At 73.6% G+C, this 15,022-nt stretch carries 11 protein-coding genes; 4 read left to right on the forward strand and 7 right to left on the reverse strand.

The window, feature by feature from the left end; genetic code table 11:
- Positions 1-123: 123 nt before the first annotated feature.
- Positions 124-2,409 carry a rhamnogalacturonan lyase family protein gene (locus tag AC3EN4_RS20000; protein WP_435207287.1) on the reverse strand — a complete coding sequence of 762 codons (2,286 nt, stop codon included), beginning with the start codon at positions 2,407-2,409 and terminating at the stop codon, positions 124-126.
- Between the two features lie 238 nt (positions 2,410-2,647).
- Here AC3EN4_RS20000 and AC3EN4_RS20005 point away from each other — a divergent pair, with 238 nt between their 5' ends.
- A complete protein-coding gene (locus AC3EN4_RS20005; RefSeq protein WP_435207288.1) occupies positions 2,648-4,087 on the forward strand; it encodes a pyridoxal-dependent decarboxylase in 1,440 nt (479 codons plus the stop codon).
- 387 nt (positions 4,088-4,474) lie between these two features.
- Here AC3EN4_RS20005 and AC3EN4_RS20010 read toward each other — a convergent pair whose 3' ends face one another.
- Entirely contained in the window at positions 4,475-5,488 is a 1,014-nt protein-coding gene (locus tag AC3EN4_RS20010) for a sulfite exporter TauE/SafE family protein (RefSeq protein WP_435207289.1), read from the reverse strand.
- 128 nt (positions 5,489-5,616) lie between these two features.
- A complete protein-coding gene (locus AC3EN4_RS20015; protein ID WP_030334362.1) occupies positions 5,617-6,081 on the reverse strand; it encodes an RrF2 family transcriptional regulator in 465 nt (154 codons plus the stop codon).
- A 224-nt stretch (positions 6,082-6,305) separates the two neighbouring features.
- On the opposite strand from AC3EN4_RS20015, the gene AC3EN4_RS20020 reads away from it, so the two are divergent.
- On the forward strand, positions 6,306-6,968 hold the full coding sequence (locus AC3EN4_RS20020; protein ID WP_422735971.1) for a YceI family protein: 663 nt from the start codon (positions 6,306-6,308) through the stop codon (positions 6,966-6,968).
- Between the two features lie 9 nt (positions 6,969-6,977).
- On the opposite strand, the gene AC3EN4_RS20025 is transcribed toward AC3EN4_RS20020, so the two are convergent.
- From AC3EN4_RS20025 to AC3EN4_RS20035, 3 genes are all read right to left on the reverse strand, one after another.
- On the reverse strand, positions 6,978-7,862 hold the full coding sequence (locus AC3EN4_RS20025; RefSeq protein ID WP_435207290.1) for an acyl-CoA thioesterase: 885 nt from the start codon (positions 7,860-7,862) through the stop codon (positions 6,978-6,980).
- Positions 7,859-9,307: a pyruvate kinase gene (pyk, locus tag AC3EN4_RS20030; protein WP_422735973.1), complete on the reverse strand. Its 1,449-nt coding sequence runs from the start codon at positions 9,305-9,307 to the stop codon at positions 7,859-7,861. The genes AC3EN4_RS20025 and pyk overlap by 4 nt, the downstream gene beginning before the upstream one ends.
- A gap of 247 nt (positions 9,308-9,554) precedes the next feature.
- Positions 9,555-9,920 carry a YciI family protein gene (locus tag AC3EN4_RS20035; protein ID WP_435207291.1) on the reverse strand — a complete coding sequence of 122 codons (366 nt, stop codon included), beginning with the start codon at positions 9,918-9,920 and terminating at the stop codon, positions 9,555-9,557.
- A 227-nt stretch (positions 9,921-10,147) separates the two neighbouring features.
- On the opposite strand from AC3EN4_RS20035, the gene AC3EN4_RS20040 reads away from it, so the two are divergent.
- Both AC3EN4_RS20040 and AC3EN4_RS20045 read left to right on the forward strand, forming a co-directional pair.
- The gene (locus AC3EN4_RS20040) at positions 10,148-10,462 is read left to right on the forward strand and encodes a hypothetical protein (protein ID WP_435207292.1); all 315 of its coding nucleotides are present in this window, start codon (positions 10,148-10,150) and stop codon (positions 10,460-10,462) included.
- Entirely contained in the window at positions 10,459-10,917 is a 459-nt protein-coding gene (locus AC3EN4_RS20045) for a hypothetical protein (RefSeq protein ID WP_435207293.1), read from the forward strand. The genes AC3EN4_RS20040 and AC3EN4_RS20045 overlap by 4 nt, the downstream gene beginning before the upstream one ends.
- A gap of 24 nt (positions 10,918-10,941) precedes the next feature.
- Here AC3EN4_RS20045 and AC3EN4_RS20050 read toward each other — a convergent pair whose 3' ends face one another.
- The gene (locus AC3EN4_RS20050) at positions 10,942-14,958 is read right to left on the reverse strand and encodes a CHAT domain-containing protein (RefSeq protein WP_435207294.1); all 4,017 of its coding nucleotides are present in this window, start codon (positions 14,956-14,958) and stop codon (positions 10,942-10,944) included.
- Positions 14,959-15,022 lie beyond the last annotated feature (64 nt).

Consider the following 15,022-nt stretch of genomic DNA (forward strand, 5'->3'; position numbering starts at 1 on the left):
CCCGGTCGGGACGGGTCGGGAATGCCGCGGTGTGGAGCACCGGGCTGCAGCTGTGCGGATTCCGCGGCTGCGGCCCGGTGCCTGCCACCCTAGGCGAACGCGATCAGTACCGCCAGGGTCAGATCAGCGTAGGTAGATGTTCGGGGTGGGTGGACTCGACATCTGGTCGCCGATGAAGAACCCCGGGTGTGGCGGCTGGTTGTAGGCGGTGTTCTGCCACGCGATGGCCACCCGGTACTGCGGGTCGTGCATGAGCGTGTAGATCCGGGTGCTGGTCGGGGTGGGTGTGCTGTAGATGCGCAGCGCCCGACTGTCGGTGGTCCGCCAGATCACCTCCTCGCGCCAATCGCCCAGGATGTCGCCGGAGAGCGACGGCGTGGACTTGGTGCCGTTGTTGGACGCGACCCCGCTGCCGTCGAGCAGTCGGGTCTCGCCGCCGGTGCCGTACTTGTCGATCTTCGTGGCGTCCAGCAGTTCGCGTACCGGATCACCGTCCCACCAGGCGAGGAAGTTCGTCGACGACGGCTTGCGGCCGATGTTCTGCCCACGGGTGTTGGCCAGCCCGGAGACCGCCGCCGACCAGGACTCCGCGCCGGGGCTGCCGGCCCAGATGTCCGCGGAGACACCCCGGCCGTTGTCGCCGGAGGCCGGCGTGGACCACAGGATCTGACCGGTACGCGCGTCCGCGAACCAGGAGCTGGGCTTGCTGCCGTCCTCGTCGACCTTGAACACCTCCAGGCCGGCGCGGCCCGGGTCGAGATCCCCGACGTGCAGGGCGTCGCCGTGCCCGTTGCCGGTGGAGTACAGCAGTCGACCGTTGTCGTCGATGGTGGCGGCGCCGTAGACGATCTCCTGGCGGCCGTCATTGTCGACGTCGGCCACGGAGAGCTGGTGGTTGCCCTGTCCGGCGGCCGCGCCGTTGCCGGAGGAGTTGGAATCGAACGTCCAGCGCTTGGTCAGCGACCCGTTGCGGAAGTCCCAGGCCGCGATCACCGCCCGGGTGTAGTAGCCCCGCGCCATGATCAGTGACGGGCGCTGGCCGTCCAGGTAGGCGGTGCCGGCGAGGAACCGGTCGACCCGGTTGCCGTACGAGTCGCCCCAGGACGACACGGTGCCGCGCGGCGGGTCGTAGCTGACGGTGGAGGCGATCGCGCCGGTCTGGCCGTTGAACATGGTCAGGTACTCCGGGCCGGACAGCACGTAGCCGCTGGAGTTGCGGTAGTCCGCCGACGACGAGCCGATGAGTTGGCCGGTGCCGGAACGGGTGCCGTCGGCGGTCTTCATGGCCACCTCGGCGCGGCCGTCGCCGTCGTAGTCGTACACCTGGAACTGGGTGTAGTGCGCGCCGGCCCGGATGTTGCGGCCCAGGTCGATGCGCCACAGCCGGGTGCCGGTCAGGGTGTACGCGTCGACGTAGACGTTGCCGGTGTAGCCGGACTGGGAGTTGTCCTTGGCGTTCGACGGGTCCCACTTGAGGACGATCTCGTAGCTGCCGTCGCCGTTGAGGTCGCCGACGGAGGCGTCGTTGGCGCTGTAGGTGTAGCTCTCGCCGCTGGGGGTGGTGCCGCCGGCCGGCACTTGGAGGGGCACGTCCAGGTAGCCGTTGGCGAACTGCAGGGCGGGCGCGGACGCCGCCTGCTCGGTGCCGCCCACCACGGCCCGCACGGTGTACGTCGAGCCGGCCGCCGCGCCGCTGTCGAGGTAGTTGGTGGCGCCGGTGATGGGGTTGGCGTTGACCTTGGTGGTGCCGCGGTAGAGGTTGAACGACACGCCGGAGGTTTCGGTGCCGAGCAGCCGCCAGGAGACCAGGTTGCCGTTGCCGGAGCGGACGCTGACCAGCCCTCGGTCGAGGTTCTCGAGCTGTTTCGCGCCGGCCGGCGGGTTGGTGGGCGGCGGCGTCGTCGGCGGCGGGGTGGTCGGTGGCGGAGTGGTCGGTGGCGGAGTGGTCGGTGGCGGGGTGGTCGGGGCCGGAGTCGTCGGCTCGCCCGTGGGGGGCGCGCCGGTGCAGGTGACGCCGTTGAGCGTGAAACTGGCCGGCGCCGGGTTGCTGCTCGTCCAGGAGGCGTTGAACCCGAACGAGGCGGTGCCGTTGGTGGCGAGCGCGCCGTTGTAGTCGACGTTGCGGGCGCTCACCTGCGCGCCGGACTGGCTGACGGTGGCGTTCCAGGCCTGGGAGACCTGCTGACCGGCGGCGTACGACCAGGCCAGGGTCCAGCCGTTGATCGGGTCGCCGAGGTTGGTAATGGTGACGTTGGCGCCGAAGCCGCCCTGCCACTCGTTGGTGACCTGGTAGTCGACGCGACAGCCGACGGCGGCGGCCGAGGCGACGACCGCACCTGCGGCGCCGGCCACGACGGCCGCTGCCGTCGCGGCGGCGAGCACGGTCAGCCGTTGTCTTGACGGGTGCATGAACTGCCTCCGGGGGATCCGGTGGTGACCGCTCTGGTCCACCTGCCCTGCCCGGGTGGCGCGGTGGACGGCCCGCCGCGGCGGCGGCGAACGGCGATCTGGTCGGGGGTTGACGCCCTGGTACTCGGATCCGGCTCAGCCGCATCGTAGGGCAAGCGCTTTCCGGTCCGCAATATCGACGACTGTCACGCCGTGCGGCTCTTGACCGTCCCCCACGCCACCTGATCGACTCGGCCGGGTGAACGCCCCGCACATGGACCTGGACGAGTTCCGCCGCGCCGGCCACGCCGTCGTCGACTGGATCGCCGACTACTGGACGACACTGCACCAGCGACCGGTCACCTCCGCCGACCCGCCGGGCACGGTGGCCGAGGCCCTGCCGGGCTCCCCGCCGGCCACCGGCGGTGAACCGGTCGAGGCGTTCCTCGCCGACCTGGACGCCATCGTCCTGCCGGGGCTGACGCACTGGCAGCACCCCGGCTTCTTCGGCTACTTCCCGGCCAACACCTCCGGTCCGAGCCTGCTCGGTGACCTGGTCAGCTCCGGTCTCGGGGTGCAGGGCATGATGTGGGCGACGAGCCCGGCCTGCACCGAACTCGAGACGGTCATGATGGACTGGCTGGCCGAACTGCTCGACCTGCCGCCGCGCTTCTCGTCGACCGGGTCCGGTGGCGGCGTCATCCAGGACTCGGCGTCCTCGGCGACCCTGGTGGCCACCCTCGCCGCGCTGCACCGCGCCAGCGGGGGTCGGTGGCGCGGCGCCGGCATCGACCGGCGCTACCGCGCGTACACGTCGGTGCACGGGCACTCCTCCATCGAGAAGGCCGCGCGGATCGCCGGGCTGGGCGCGGACGGTGTCCGGGCGCTCGACGTGGACCCGGACACCCAGGCGCTGCGCCCGGACGCGTTGCGCGCCGCGATCGAGGCGGATCTGGCCGCCGGGGACGTACCCGCCATCGTCGTCGCGACCATCGGCACCACCTCCACCACCGCCATCGACCCGGTGGCGGAGATCGGGGCGATCTGCGCCGAGTACGGCATCTGGCTGCATGTCGACGCGGCCTACGCCGGAGCCGCCGCCGTCTGCCCCGAGCTGCGCTGGTCGCACGCCGGTCTGGAGTACGCCGATTCGTACTGTTTCGACCCGCACAAGTGGCTGCTCACCGGCTTCGACTGCGACGCGTTCTGGGTCGCCGACCGCAGCGAGCTGGTCGAGGCGCTGACCGTGCTGCCGGAGTACATGCGCAACGCCGCCTCGGAGTCGGGCGCGGTGCTGGACTACCGGGACTGGCAGGTGCCCCTGGGTCGTCGGTTCCGGGCGCTGAAGCTGTGGTTCGTGCTGCGCTGGTACGGGGTCGAGGGGCTGCGGGCGCACATCCGTTCCGGGGTCGCCCTGGCCGCCCGGTTCGCCGATCACGTCCGCGCCGACGACCGGTTCGAGCTGGCGGCGGCGCACCCGTTCTCGCTGGTCTGCTTCCGGTTGCGCGCCGACGACGACACGAACGCCGAACTGCTGGCCTCGGTCAACGCCACCGGGCGGGCGCACCTGACCCACACCCGGGTGGCCGGCCGGTACATCCTGCGGCTGGCCGTCGGCTCACCGCAGACCACCGAGGCGCACATCGACGAGACGTGGACGCTGCTCGCCGAGGCAGCGGACAAGCTGCTGACGCGCTGACGGGCCCGGGCGCCACGGCCTGCCCGATCGCCACCGATCGACGGGCCCGCGCCAGGTCGCCGATGTGGCGGTATCACGGCGCGGTGACCCCGCCAGATCGCCGACGTCGCGGCGTCGCCGCCTGTAGACACCGCCGCATCACCGATCCGCGGTCGACCTCCCGCCGCGACGGCGGCGGAGGAGCCGCGTCCCGGGCTGCCGCTCGGCAGGGCTGATGGCCGGCGGCAACGCCGCATCTCGCCCCCTGCGGAGGCGAGGACTCGAATGAGCGTGATGCCTCTGAGTCATCTTGATGACGGACAGGCATCACGCTCACCGGGGAAGGCACGCCGCCGCGAACGCCGACGGGTGGCTGAGGAGCTTCGCCCCAGCCAGCCGTCGCGCGGGTCAGCGCGCTCCCGGCGTTCCCGCCACGCTGAGGTCGGCCGGTGCGCTGCCGTCGGCAGCGCCGGGGAGGACGGTGGCCGGCTCGGGAAGCACCGGCAATCCAGCGTCCGACGCCGGGGCCGGGGCCGTCACGGCGGCCGCGGCGGTGGCGCGGGCTCGACGGGTGCGGCGCAGGGCCCGTACGGCGAAGAGCAGCGCGGTCAGCCAGCCGGCGGCCAGCAGGGCGTAGAGGGTGGGGCGGAGCGGGCCGTCCAGCTCGGCGGAGCGGATCAGGGTGCGGGCGTTGCTCAGCACGATGACGCCGCCGACGGCCGCGCCGAGCAGTTGGGCGGGGACGATGCGGACCAGCCAGGCGGCCAGCGGGGCGGCGATGAGCCCGCCGATCAGCAAGGCGACGACGGTGGGCAGCAGGAAGCCCTCGGAGCCCAGCCCGATCAGGAAGCCCACGCTGGCCGCGCCGGCGACCACGAACTCGGCGGTGTCGACTGAGCCGATCACCTTGCGCGGCTCCAGCCGGCCGGAGACCAGCAGCGCGGGGGTGGCCACCGGGCCCCAGCCCCCGCCGCCCGTCGCGTCGACGAAGCCGGCGACCAGGCCGAGTGGGCCGAGGAACCGTCCGCGCAGCGGCCCGCCGACCCGGCCGGTGCGCAGCGGCCGGGCGAAGCGCACCAGCAGGTACGTGCCCAGGGTGAAGAGGATGGCGGCCATCCACGGCGCGGCCGCCTCGGTGGAGATCGAGCTGAGCAGGGTGGCGCCGGCGAACGCGCCGATCGCGCCGGGCAGCGCGATGCGGGTCACCACCCGCCAGTCGACGTTGCCGAATCGCCAGTGCGCGACCCCGGCGGCGAGCGTGGTGCCGATCTCGGCCAGGTGCACCGACGCCGAGGCGGCGGCGGGAGCGACCCCGACGACCAGCAGCAACGTGGAGGAGGTCAGCCCGTACGCCATGCCGAGCGAACCATCGATCAACTGCGCGACGAGCCCGACCAGAGCGAGGACCAGTAGCTTGCGCACGAGCGCCCCCTGACTTTTCGGTATCTCCTATCGACTTGGTCGACAATGCGGCACGGTGGAGCCGGGGTCAAGTGTCTGATCGGTGGATGGGACGCCGGCGGGTCAACCCCGGAAGACCGGGAGAGAGGTCAGATCCAGGCGCGGGGGTCGGCGGCCAGCTCGGTGACCCGCGCGGGCAGCGCGCCCGCGGCCACGTCGGCGACGCTGACCAGTTCCAGGATCTCGCGCTCGCTGGCGCGCAGCGCGATCCACACCTCCTGGAGGGCACGGGCCGGGCCGTGGTAGCCGAGCTGTTCGGGGCGCTGCCCACGCACGTGCGCGAGGGGCCCGTCGATCACCCGGATCACCTCGGCAAGGGAGATCTCCTCGGCCGGGCGGGCCAGCCAGTAACCGCCCTCCGGGCCGCGCTGGGCGTGCACGATGCCACCCCGGCGCAGTTGCAACAGGATGCTCTCCAGGAACTTCGGCGGAATCTCCTGCGCACGGGCGATCTGGTCGGCGGTGACCGGCCGGCCCCGCCCGGGGCCGCTGGCCGTCGCGGCCAGTTCGGCGGCCGCACGGAGGGCGTAGTCGACCCGGGCGGAGAGACGCATGCCGGCAAGGTTAGCCCGCAGGTCATCCGCCGGGACCGGCGGCCCTCGGCCGATCGGTCACGCATCGACGAATAACCAATAACGAGGTACGCCTTGATCCACTACCCGGTGGGGCCCGAAAGGACGATTCCGAAGCGTCCTTATGCTGGGCGGGCAGTATGCCTGTCCGACCGGTCAGCGGGGTTCGGGCCGGACATTGAACAACCCGGGGGGAAGGCAACACGATGACCGATGTCGCCACACGCACCTGGGATGGCATGACCATCCCGATCGCCGGCACCTACCGCCTCGATCAGGCGCACAAGCGGATCGGTTTCCTGTCCCGTCACATGATGGTGAGTCCCGTTCGCGGCGAGTTCGCCGAGGCGACCGCGGAGATCACGGTGGCGGAGGATCCGCTGCGCTCCGGGGTGACCGCCACCATCGCGGCGGCGAGCATCTCCACCGGGAGCGCCGACCGGGACACCCATCTGAAAAGCGCCGACTTCCTCGACGTGGAGCGTTATCCCACGCTCGAATATCGAAGCACGGGCATCGCGTGGCAGAGCAACGACGACCCGATTTTCTACTGGGCACGCCTGCGTAGCAACCGACTCGGTGGACGAGGCAGAAGTCACAATCCCCCGCCGCAATCCGAGCCCAATCGATTTGTGCTCGCCGGTGAGTTGACGGTGAAGGGGATCACCCGCGCGGTGAACCTACAGGTGAATTTCGGCGGCGCGCGTCGTGATCCGTACGGGCAGAACATCTTCGGATTCAGCGCGACCGCGGAGATCAACCGCGAGGACTACGGCCTGCTCTGGAACGTCGCGTTGGAGAGCGGCGGCGTCCTGGTCGGCAAGACCGTGCAGATCGAGATCGCCGGCGAGGCCATCCACCAGGCGTGACCGGTCGGGTCAGGCGCCGACGCGGCGCAGCAGACCCTCCTGGACGGCGCTGGCGATCTGCCGGCCGTCCGTGGTGAACATCCGGCCGGTCGCCAAACCTCGCGCACCGGACGCCGACGGGCTCCAGCAGTCGTAGAGGAACCACTCGTCGGCGCGGAACGGCCGGTGGAACCAGAGCGCGTGGTCCAGGCTCGCGCCGACCACACCTCCCGGCCCCCACACCTCGCCGTGCACCGAGAGCACCGAGTCCAGCAGGGTGAGGTCGGAGGCGTACGTGAGCGCGCAGGCGTGCAGCAGCGGGTCGTCGGGCAGCTTGCCGTCGATGCGCATCCAGACCCGCTGGTGCGGGTCGGCCGGCCGGTCACCGGGACGGACCCAGCCGGGCTCCCCCACGTAGCGCACGTCGATGGGCCGGGGGATCTGCCCCCAGATGCCCAGCCGCTCGGGGTAGCGGGCGAGCCGGTCGGACATCGTCGGCACGTCCTGCGGCGGCGGCACGTCGAGCGGGGCGGGGGCCTGGTGGTCCAGCCCTTCCTCGGCCCGCTGGAACGACGCCGACATGAAGAAGATCGGCTTGTCGTGCTGGAGGGCGACCGAGCGGCGCACCGAGAACGACCGGCCGTCGCGGATGTTCTCCACCTGGTACTCGATCGGCTCGGCGGGGTCGCCGGGGCGGACGAAGTAGCCGTGCAGCGAGTGCACGAACCGTTCCGGGTCCACCGTGCGGCCGGCGGCGACCAGGGCCTGACCGGCAACCTGGCCGCCGTACACCCGTTGTGGGCCGACCGGAGGGCTCATCCCCCGGAAGGTCATCTCCCCGGTCGAGTCGAGGTCGAGCACCTCCAGCAGCTGGTCGACCGCCGCCTGGCCGACCGCGACCCGACCGTCGCTCACTGCAGCGCCCGCGCCGACGCCGCGTCGACCAGCGAGCCGAGCTGGTGCACGCGCAGCGTGTTGGTCGAGCCGGGGGTGCCGGGCGGGCTGCCGGCGACGATGACCACGTAGTCGCCGGGGTTGGCCCGGTTGAGCCCGAGCAGCGCCTGGTCGACCTGGCGGAACATGTCGTCGGTGTGCTGCACGAACGGCATCAGGAAGGTCTCCACGCCCCAGGTGAGGGCGAGCTGGTCGCGCACCTCGGGGACCGGGGTGAACGCGAGCAGCGGCAGGTCGCAGTGCAGGCGGGAGAGCCGCCGTACGGTGTCGCCGGTCTGCGAGAAGGCGACCAGCGCCTTGGCGTTGATGGCCCGGGCGATCGACGAGGCGGCCACGGTGAGCGCGCCGCCGTGGGTACGCGGGTCGTGCTGGAGCCGGGGCACACCGATCGAGCCGGACTCGGTCGTCGTCACGATCTTGGCCATGGTGCTCACGGTCAGCACCGGGTACTTGCCGACGCTGGTCTCGCCGGAGAGCATGACCGCGTCCGCGCCGTCGAGCACCGCGTTGGCCACGTCCGAGGCCTCCGCCCGGGTGGGGCGCGAGTTCTCGATCATGGAGTCGAGCATCTGGGTGGCAACGATGACCGGCTTGGCGTTCTCCCGGCAGAGCTGCACCGCCCGCTTCTGCACCAGCGGCACCTGGTCCAGCGGCATCTCGACGCCGAGGTCACCGCGGGCGACCATCACGCCGTCGAAGGCCAGCACGATGGCCTCCAGGTGCTCCACGGCCTCCGGCTTCTCGACCTTGGCCAGCACCGGCCGGAACACGCCCTCCTCGGCCATGATGCCGTGCACGAGCTTGATGTCCTCGGCCGAGCGGACGAAGGAGAGCGCCACCAGGTCGACACCGAGCCCCAGGGAGAAGCGCAGGTCCTCGGCGTCCTTGTCCGACATGGCGGGCACGCTGACCGCCACGTTGGGCAGCGAGACGCCCTTGTTGTTGGAGACCGGGCCGCCCTCAGTGACGAGGCAGCGGATGTCGTTGCCGGTGACGTCGGTGACCTCCACGGCGACCCGACCGTCGTCGATCAGCAGGCGGTCGCCGGGCTTCACCTCCTGCGGCAGCTTCCGGTAGGTGCAGGAGACCCGCTCCTTGGTGCCGATGATGTCGTCGCTGGTGATCACGACGGAGTCGCCGGTGCGCCACTCGTGCGGGCCGTCGGCGAACTTGCCGAGGCGGATCTTGGGACCCTGCAGGTCGGCCAGGACGGCGACGGGCTTACCGGCCGCCTCGGACGCCTCCCGGACCATCCGGTAGACGGCCTCGTGGTCCTCGTGGCTGCCGTGGCTGAAGTTGAGCCTCGCCACGTTCATACCGGCCTCGACGAGGCCCCGGATGCGCTCCGGGGACGAGGTGGCGGGACCAAGAGTGCAGACGATCTTCGCGCGGCGTGTCACGCCCATCAGGCTAGTCTCTCCTTCAGGTCGGACTCGGGGCCGACCCCTTGCAGGCAGCGGAACAGGTGTCCAACGACGCGTGGCACGCGTCGGGCCGGCGGGCGCAAGCGCACCGGGAACGTGGTGGCGACGGGCAACGGCGACCGCGCGCCGGGAATCGTACGCCTCCGCGCCGAGCCGGTGTCGGCCCGCTCCCGGCGACGGCCCCTGGCGGCGTGTGCCGAGGCACCGTCACCAGCCGCCGGACCGACGCTCAGCTACCGGCCTTGACCAGGGGAAACTCCAACGAGCCGGCCGGGCAGAGGAAGGTCAACACGTCCACCCGGTAGAGGCCCGCCTGCACTGCCGGGTCGGCCTCCAGCACGCTGCGCACGTCCTCGACGCTGCCGGTGCGGGCCAGCCCGAAGCCGATCGGCGGCTCCGGGGTACGGGCCGGGCCGTCCACCGAGCCGGCGACCAGGATGATCCCGCCGCGTTGCAGCGCCCGCATGTGCTCGGCGTGTTCGGCCTGCAACCGCTGCAAGGTCTCCGGGGGCAGGGCCCGTCCGGCCGCGCCGGGATAGATCACGATGCACTCGTACGTGTCGAGCGCGAAGTCGACCTGCGGCGCTCCCGCCATGGCGCTCCCTTTCGCCGTCGCCGGCACGCACCGGGCCGGCCGCCCGAGCCGGCGTCACCGGCACGCGCCCAGCCTCGCACGCCGAGGAGGGCGACACCTGTCGCTCCGGCCAACTCCCCCTCGTCGGTCCGTCGGAGAGTCGGGACGCGGACACGGGCACGGGGGCGTACCCGGTGTGGTCACCGGATACGGTGGACGGTCCAGACGTCGGTGGCGGGGAGGTCGGGATGCGCGACGACGAGCCGGTGTCGGGTCCACTGCCGTACGCCGAGGTGACCGACGAGGCGTACGCCGCGCGGGCCGCCGCGGACTTCCGGGCTCAGGAGTTCGAGGTCGCGGTGGTGCTCAGCGGCCCCTGCCCCCGGTGCGGCCACGCGAGCGCCACCACCCTCGTCGACGAGGTCTACCGCAAGGACGCAGCGTCGCCCGACCCGGGCTACCGGACGCTGCTGTGCGAGTGCGAGGTCGAGCACCCGGGGTGCCCCGCCGGGCTGCGGGGCTGCGGGGCGTACTGGACGCTGCGGCTGGAGGTCGAGGCGTGATCCGTCTGCGTCCCGGCCCGCCCGCCACGGTGGCCGACCTGCACCGCGCGCAGCAGCTCGCCGGGCTGTTGCGGGGCGAGCTGGAGCGGGTCCGCGCGGCGGCGCTGGCCTGGCGCAACGGCCTGGGTGGCCTGCTGGTGGCGCTGGTCGGGTTCAGCCTGATCCGGGGCCGCTCCGACGTGAGCACCCTCGCGCCGGGTTGGGACGTCCTGGTCGGTCTGCTGCTGCTCGCCGCGCTGGTCGCGGGCGTGACCGGAGCGCTCGCGCTGCTCCGCGCGGCGCACGGCCGGCTGACGGTGACCCCGGTGGCGGCCCTCCCGCCGGCCCCGCTCGGTGACCATCAGGAGGCGGTGGCGGCGGTCCGGTCGCTGCGCATCGGGGTGGGGCTGGTGCTGCTGTGCACCGCGCTGCTGGTCGCGGCGGTCGGCGTGACCTGGTACGCCCCCGGCCGCTGATCCCCCTGGCGGTGCACGCCACGGTCAGGGGCCCAGGTGGGCGTAGCCGGCCCAGGTGTCCGGATGGTCGGGTAGGGCGGTGCGGAGCCGACGGACCGCCGCGTGCAGGGCCACGGCCGCGCGGTCCGGTGCGATCCCGCCGGGCACCGCGAGCCCGTCGTACAGGTCGGCGCAGAGCCGGACCGTCAGCGCGTCCGAGATGGACCAGAGCGCGCCGATGACCTGCCGAAACCCGGCCAGTTGAAAGGCCGTGCCGAGGGTCAGCGCCTCGTCGGGCAGGGCCGCTCCACCGCGTACCGTCTCGCAGGCGGAGAGGACGGCCAGCGCGGCCGGGCGTCCCGCCGGCCGCCACAGGTCGCGGACGCTCAGCGGGCCGCCGGCCAGCTCGAGGTGACCCCGGGCCGGGGCGCGCAGGTCCTGGGTGCCGTGGCAGGACAGGTGCGCGACGGGCTGCTCGGGCAGGGCGTCGAGCACCGCGTCGGGGCTGGCCTGCGGTCCGAGCAGGGAACGTACCCGGGGTAGGTGCCGCCGGACGATCTCCTGTTCCTGCGCGACGCCGCGCAGGTCGGCCAGACCCGCCGTCTCCGGCATGCCGACGAACAGCGCCTCGTCGACTGGGTCGGGCCGCGCCGGGACGCCCCGGCGCGCGTGCGTCAGCGCCCGCAGCGACGCGGTGTACGACGGGACCACCCGGTCGAGCACCCCGTCGCCGTGGTCGAGCGGGCCGGCGGCGTGCAGCGGCAGCAGCGTGAGCACGCCGGTGGGGCACCACCACAGCCGGGGCCCGGCACCGGCCGTCGGCGCGGCGTCGGTGGCGGGCCGGGTGGGCAGGGCCACGTCGAGTACGGGTGCGGCGACCACCCGCCACAGCCAGTCCAGCGTCCCGGCCACCTCGGCGCGGGCCAGCGCGTGCCGACGCCGTACCTCGGGCTGCGGGACGTCCTCCGGCGAGGGCTCGGTGAGCAGCGCGATCGCGCTCAGGAATTGCGACGTCCGCACGATCAGCTCGGCCAGGGTCAGCTCCGGCAGCGGCACCACGGTGACCCGGCCGTCGGCGACGACCAGCGCGTCGCAGCGCCGGTCGGCGACGTTGACCAGTACCACCGGACCGTCGGCGGCGGCCCGGGCCAGCTCGTCGAACGGTGGCGGACGGAGGAAGTCGGTGAAGCCGGGCCGGTCGCGGATCTCGGCCAGCAACCGGCGGCGGCGGGTGGCGAGGTCGTACCGCTGCTCCGGGGTCGCTCCCGCGCCGGTGGCCGCCACCCCGGGGCCGTCCCACCCGATCGGCGACACCGGCCCGGCCGACGACCGCGACGGGAAGTCGTCGAGGGCGGCCTGGACGTCGGCGAGCCGGGCGGCCAGGCGAGGCGCCTGCGCGCGCAGCGCGGCCAGGTCGGCACCGGCGTCGTGGGCGCGGGTGAGCAGGACGCCACGGCCGTACTCGAGCAGTTCGACCGCGCGCTCCGGGCGGTCCAGGGCGACGGCGACCGCCGCGGCGTCGCTGGCCAGTCCGGGGAAGCGGCCGAGCAGACGGGCCTGGTCGTCGGGGTCCATGCCGTGCCAGGCCACCAGGTCGATCAGCTCGATGGCGGTGGTGTACCCGTCGAGCGCGGCCGATAGGTCGCCGGCCCGGGCGGCGTGTGCCGCGTACCGGCTGGCGGCGGTCGCCCGCAGCAGCGACGGGGCGGACTCGACGTGGGCGGCGGCACGCAGCGCGGCGGTCGCCTCGGCCGGCGCGCCGGAGCCGTCCCGGCCGGTCTCGGCGACCCGCTCCAGGGCGGTGGCCAGGTTGCTCAGGCACATGGTGCGGGCGGGGTGCTCGGGTGCCAGCGCGTCGACCGCCGCCCGGTAGGCGGCCAGCATGGCGGTGGCGTCGGCGTCGGCGGGACCGGCCTGGTGGCGCAGCAGGAGGGCGTTGCCGAGGTTGGTGAGGATCCGGTGCCGGTCCGCGTCGGCCACCGGCCGCCGGCTCAGCCGGTCGAGCAGCCGAACCGCCTCGTCCAGCGCCGGCAGGTCACCGCTGAGGCGGTGCCGCAGCAGGTGGGCCAGCGCGTAGGTGCCGACCGTCTGGGCGTACTCGGTGGGGTCGGCCTGCTGTTCGGCCAGCTCGGCGGCCTCGCGCAGCCCGGCCACGGCGGTGTCGGAGTCCCGGACGACGCCGGCCGCGACCTCGTCGGCGGTCCGGCCGTCGGCGGGCAGCGCGCCCTCGACCACCAGTTCGACCCGGCGGTTCAGCGCGGAGCCGTAGTTGGTCAGCGCCGGCAGGCGGTCCGGGTGCCCGGGTGGCGTCGTGTCGACCACCCGGGCCAGCACCTGGATCGCCTCGGTCAGGGTCGCCAGGTCCTGGGTCGAGGCGAACAGCGCGTGCAGCACCAGGCCCAGGTTGGAGCGGTAGCGGGGCAGGGAGGTGTCGTCCGGCGCGGCGGCGGCCACGGCCGATCGCAGCGCGACCGCGGCCGGCTCCAGCAGCTCCGGCTCGCCGGCCAGGTCGGCGAGTTCGCGCAGGGTGTTGCCGAGGTTGTTGAGGACGTGCGGGCGCAGCGGATCGGGCCGGGGCAGCAGCCGTTCCGCCTCGGTCAGCGCGTCGCGGCCCTCGCGCAACGCGCTCACCCCGCCGAGGTCGGCGTGGCCCAGGGCGAGCGCGTGACCGAGGTCGGCGAGCCGGTACGCCCGCTGGACCGGGTCCCGGGCGGCGGCCACGCCGGCGCGCAGCAGCCGTACCGCATCGATGACGTCGTCGGCCCGTCGCCGCAGCTCGTACCGGGTGATCAGGAGACCGCCCGCGACGTGCCGCAGTTCGTCGCCGTCGATCCCGTCGGGCGGCGACCCGGAGCCGGCGGCGGCCCGGTACGCGTCGATCGCCGCGTCGAGGTCGGCCGGGTCGGCGGCGGTCAGGTGCCGCTCGGCGAGCAGGCTGGCGAGCCCGAACTGGGCGGTGCCGGCCAGGTCCGGGGTGAGGCCACCGAACCCGGTCAACGCCGACCGGTACGCCTCGATGGCGGCGTCCCGGTCGGCGGGCGTCCGGTCACGGGCGAACCGCTCGGCGAGTGCGGCGCCGTGCAGCGCGGCGACCCGGGGATCGGCACTGTCCCGGGCCGCCGCGAAGGCGTCGACGGCCTCATCGAGGTCGCGTGGCCGCCGGTGCAGCCGCCACCGGTCGCGCAGCCGTTGGCCGAGGTTCATCCGGGCCATCGTGCGCACCGGCGTGCCCGGCGCGGCGACCCGGACCGCGTCCCGCAGCGCGGTGATCGCCTCGTCCAGCGCGGCCGGGTCGTGGTCGACGTCGTACGTGTCGCCCAGCACGTTGCCGAGGTTGAACAGCCGTACCGGACGGTCCGGGTCACCGACGCCGGTGGCCTCCAGGCTCTCCCGGTGCGCCTCGACGGCCGCCGCCAGGGCCCGCCGCCGGCCGAGGTGCTGGAACTGGTCGCGGTGCACCTTGCCGAGGGCGGACAGGTAGTGCAGCCGCTCCGGCGCTCCGGCGGGTGTGGCCGTGAGCGCCTGCCGCAGCAGCGCCTCGGCCTGGTCGGCCGCCCGGTAGTCGCGGTTGGTCTCGGCCGCCGCCATCAGCAGGACGGCCTCGACGTACCGGGCGTTCGCCGCGCCGTCGCGGGCGGTGCTGCCCGTCGGGGCGGTCCGGGGGCGCGACGTCGGGGCGGTCCGGGGGCGCGGCGGTCGGGCCTGGTCCGCAGGCGCGGGTCGGGAGCGCAGCAGCTCCCGCAGCGGCTGCGGCACCCGTTCCGGTGCGAAGCGCAGCAGGAACTCGGTGAGCCGCAACGCCTGGTCGAGGTCGTCGGCGTCCTCGCCCGACGGCAGCAGTCGGTAGCGGTACCAGTGCAGGCTGGCCAGCAGGGACATGCCCTCGGCGACCCGCTCGGGCAGCGGCCCGTCCGTGGGCGTGGCGGTCACCAGCTCGACGACGGCCTCGGCGTCGTGGATCGCGCCGGAGTCGAGGACCGCCCGCCGGTCGCCGGTGGCCGCGAAGCGGTCCAGCCGCTCCCGCAACCGACCCACCGGGTCAGGTCTGAACCGTCGCCACATCGCGCCTCCCCCGGGCCGGCCGCGCCGACTCGACTCAGGCGTAGCAGACCGGACACGGAGAGCG

It is taken from the genome of Micromonospora sp. bgisy143, from assembly GCF_057708145.1.

Excerpts from the sequence above, each read along its gene's own strand:
- AC3EN4_RS20040 (WP_435207292.1), top strand. The coding sequence starts at position 10,148 with ATGCGCGACGACGAGCCGGTGTCGGGTCCACTGCCGTACGCCGAGGTG.
- AC3EN4_RS20050 (WP_435207294.1), bottom strand. The coding sequence starts at position 14,958 with ATGTGGCGACGGTTCAGACCTGACCCGGTGGGTCGGTTGCGGGAGCGG.
- AC3EN4_RS20020 (WP_422735971.1), top strand. The coding sequence starts at position 6,306 with ATGACCGATGTCGCCACACGCACCTGGGATGGCATGACCATCCCGATC.
- AC3EN4_RS20035 (WP_435207291.1), bottom strand. The coding sequence starts at position 9,920 with ATGGCGGGAGCGCCGCAGGTCGACTTCGCGCTCGACACGTACGAGTGC.
- pyk (WP_422735973.1), bottom strand. The coding sequence starts at position 9,307 with ATGGGCGTGACACGCCGCGCGAAGATCGTCTGCACTCTTGGTCCCGCC.
- AC3EN4_RS20000 (WP_435207287.1), bottom strand. The coding sequence starts at position 2,409 with ATGCACCCGTCAAGACAACGGCTGACCGTGCTCGCCGCCGCGACGGCA.
- AC3EN4_RS20015 (WP_030334362.1), bottom strand. The coding sequence starts at position 6,081 with ATGCGTCTCTCCGCCCGGGTCGACTACGCCCTCCGTGCGGCCGCCGAA.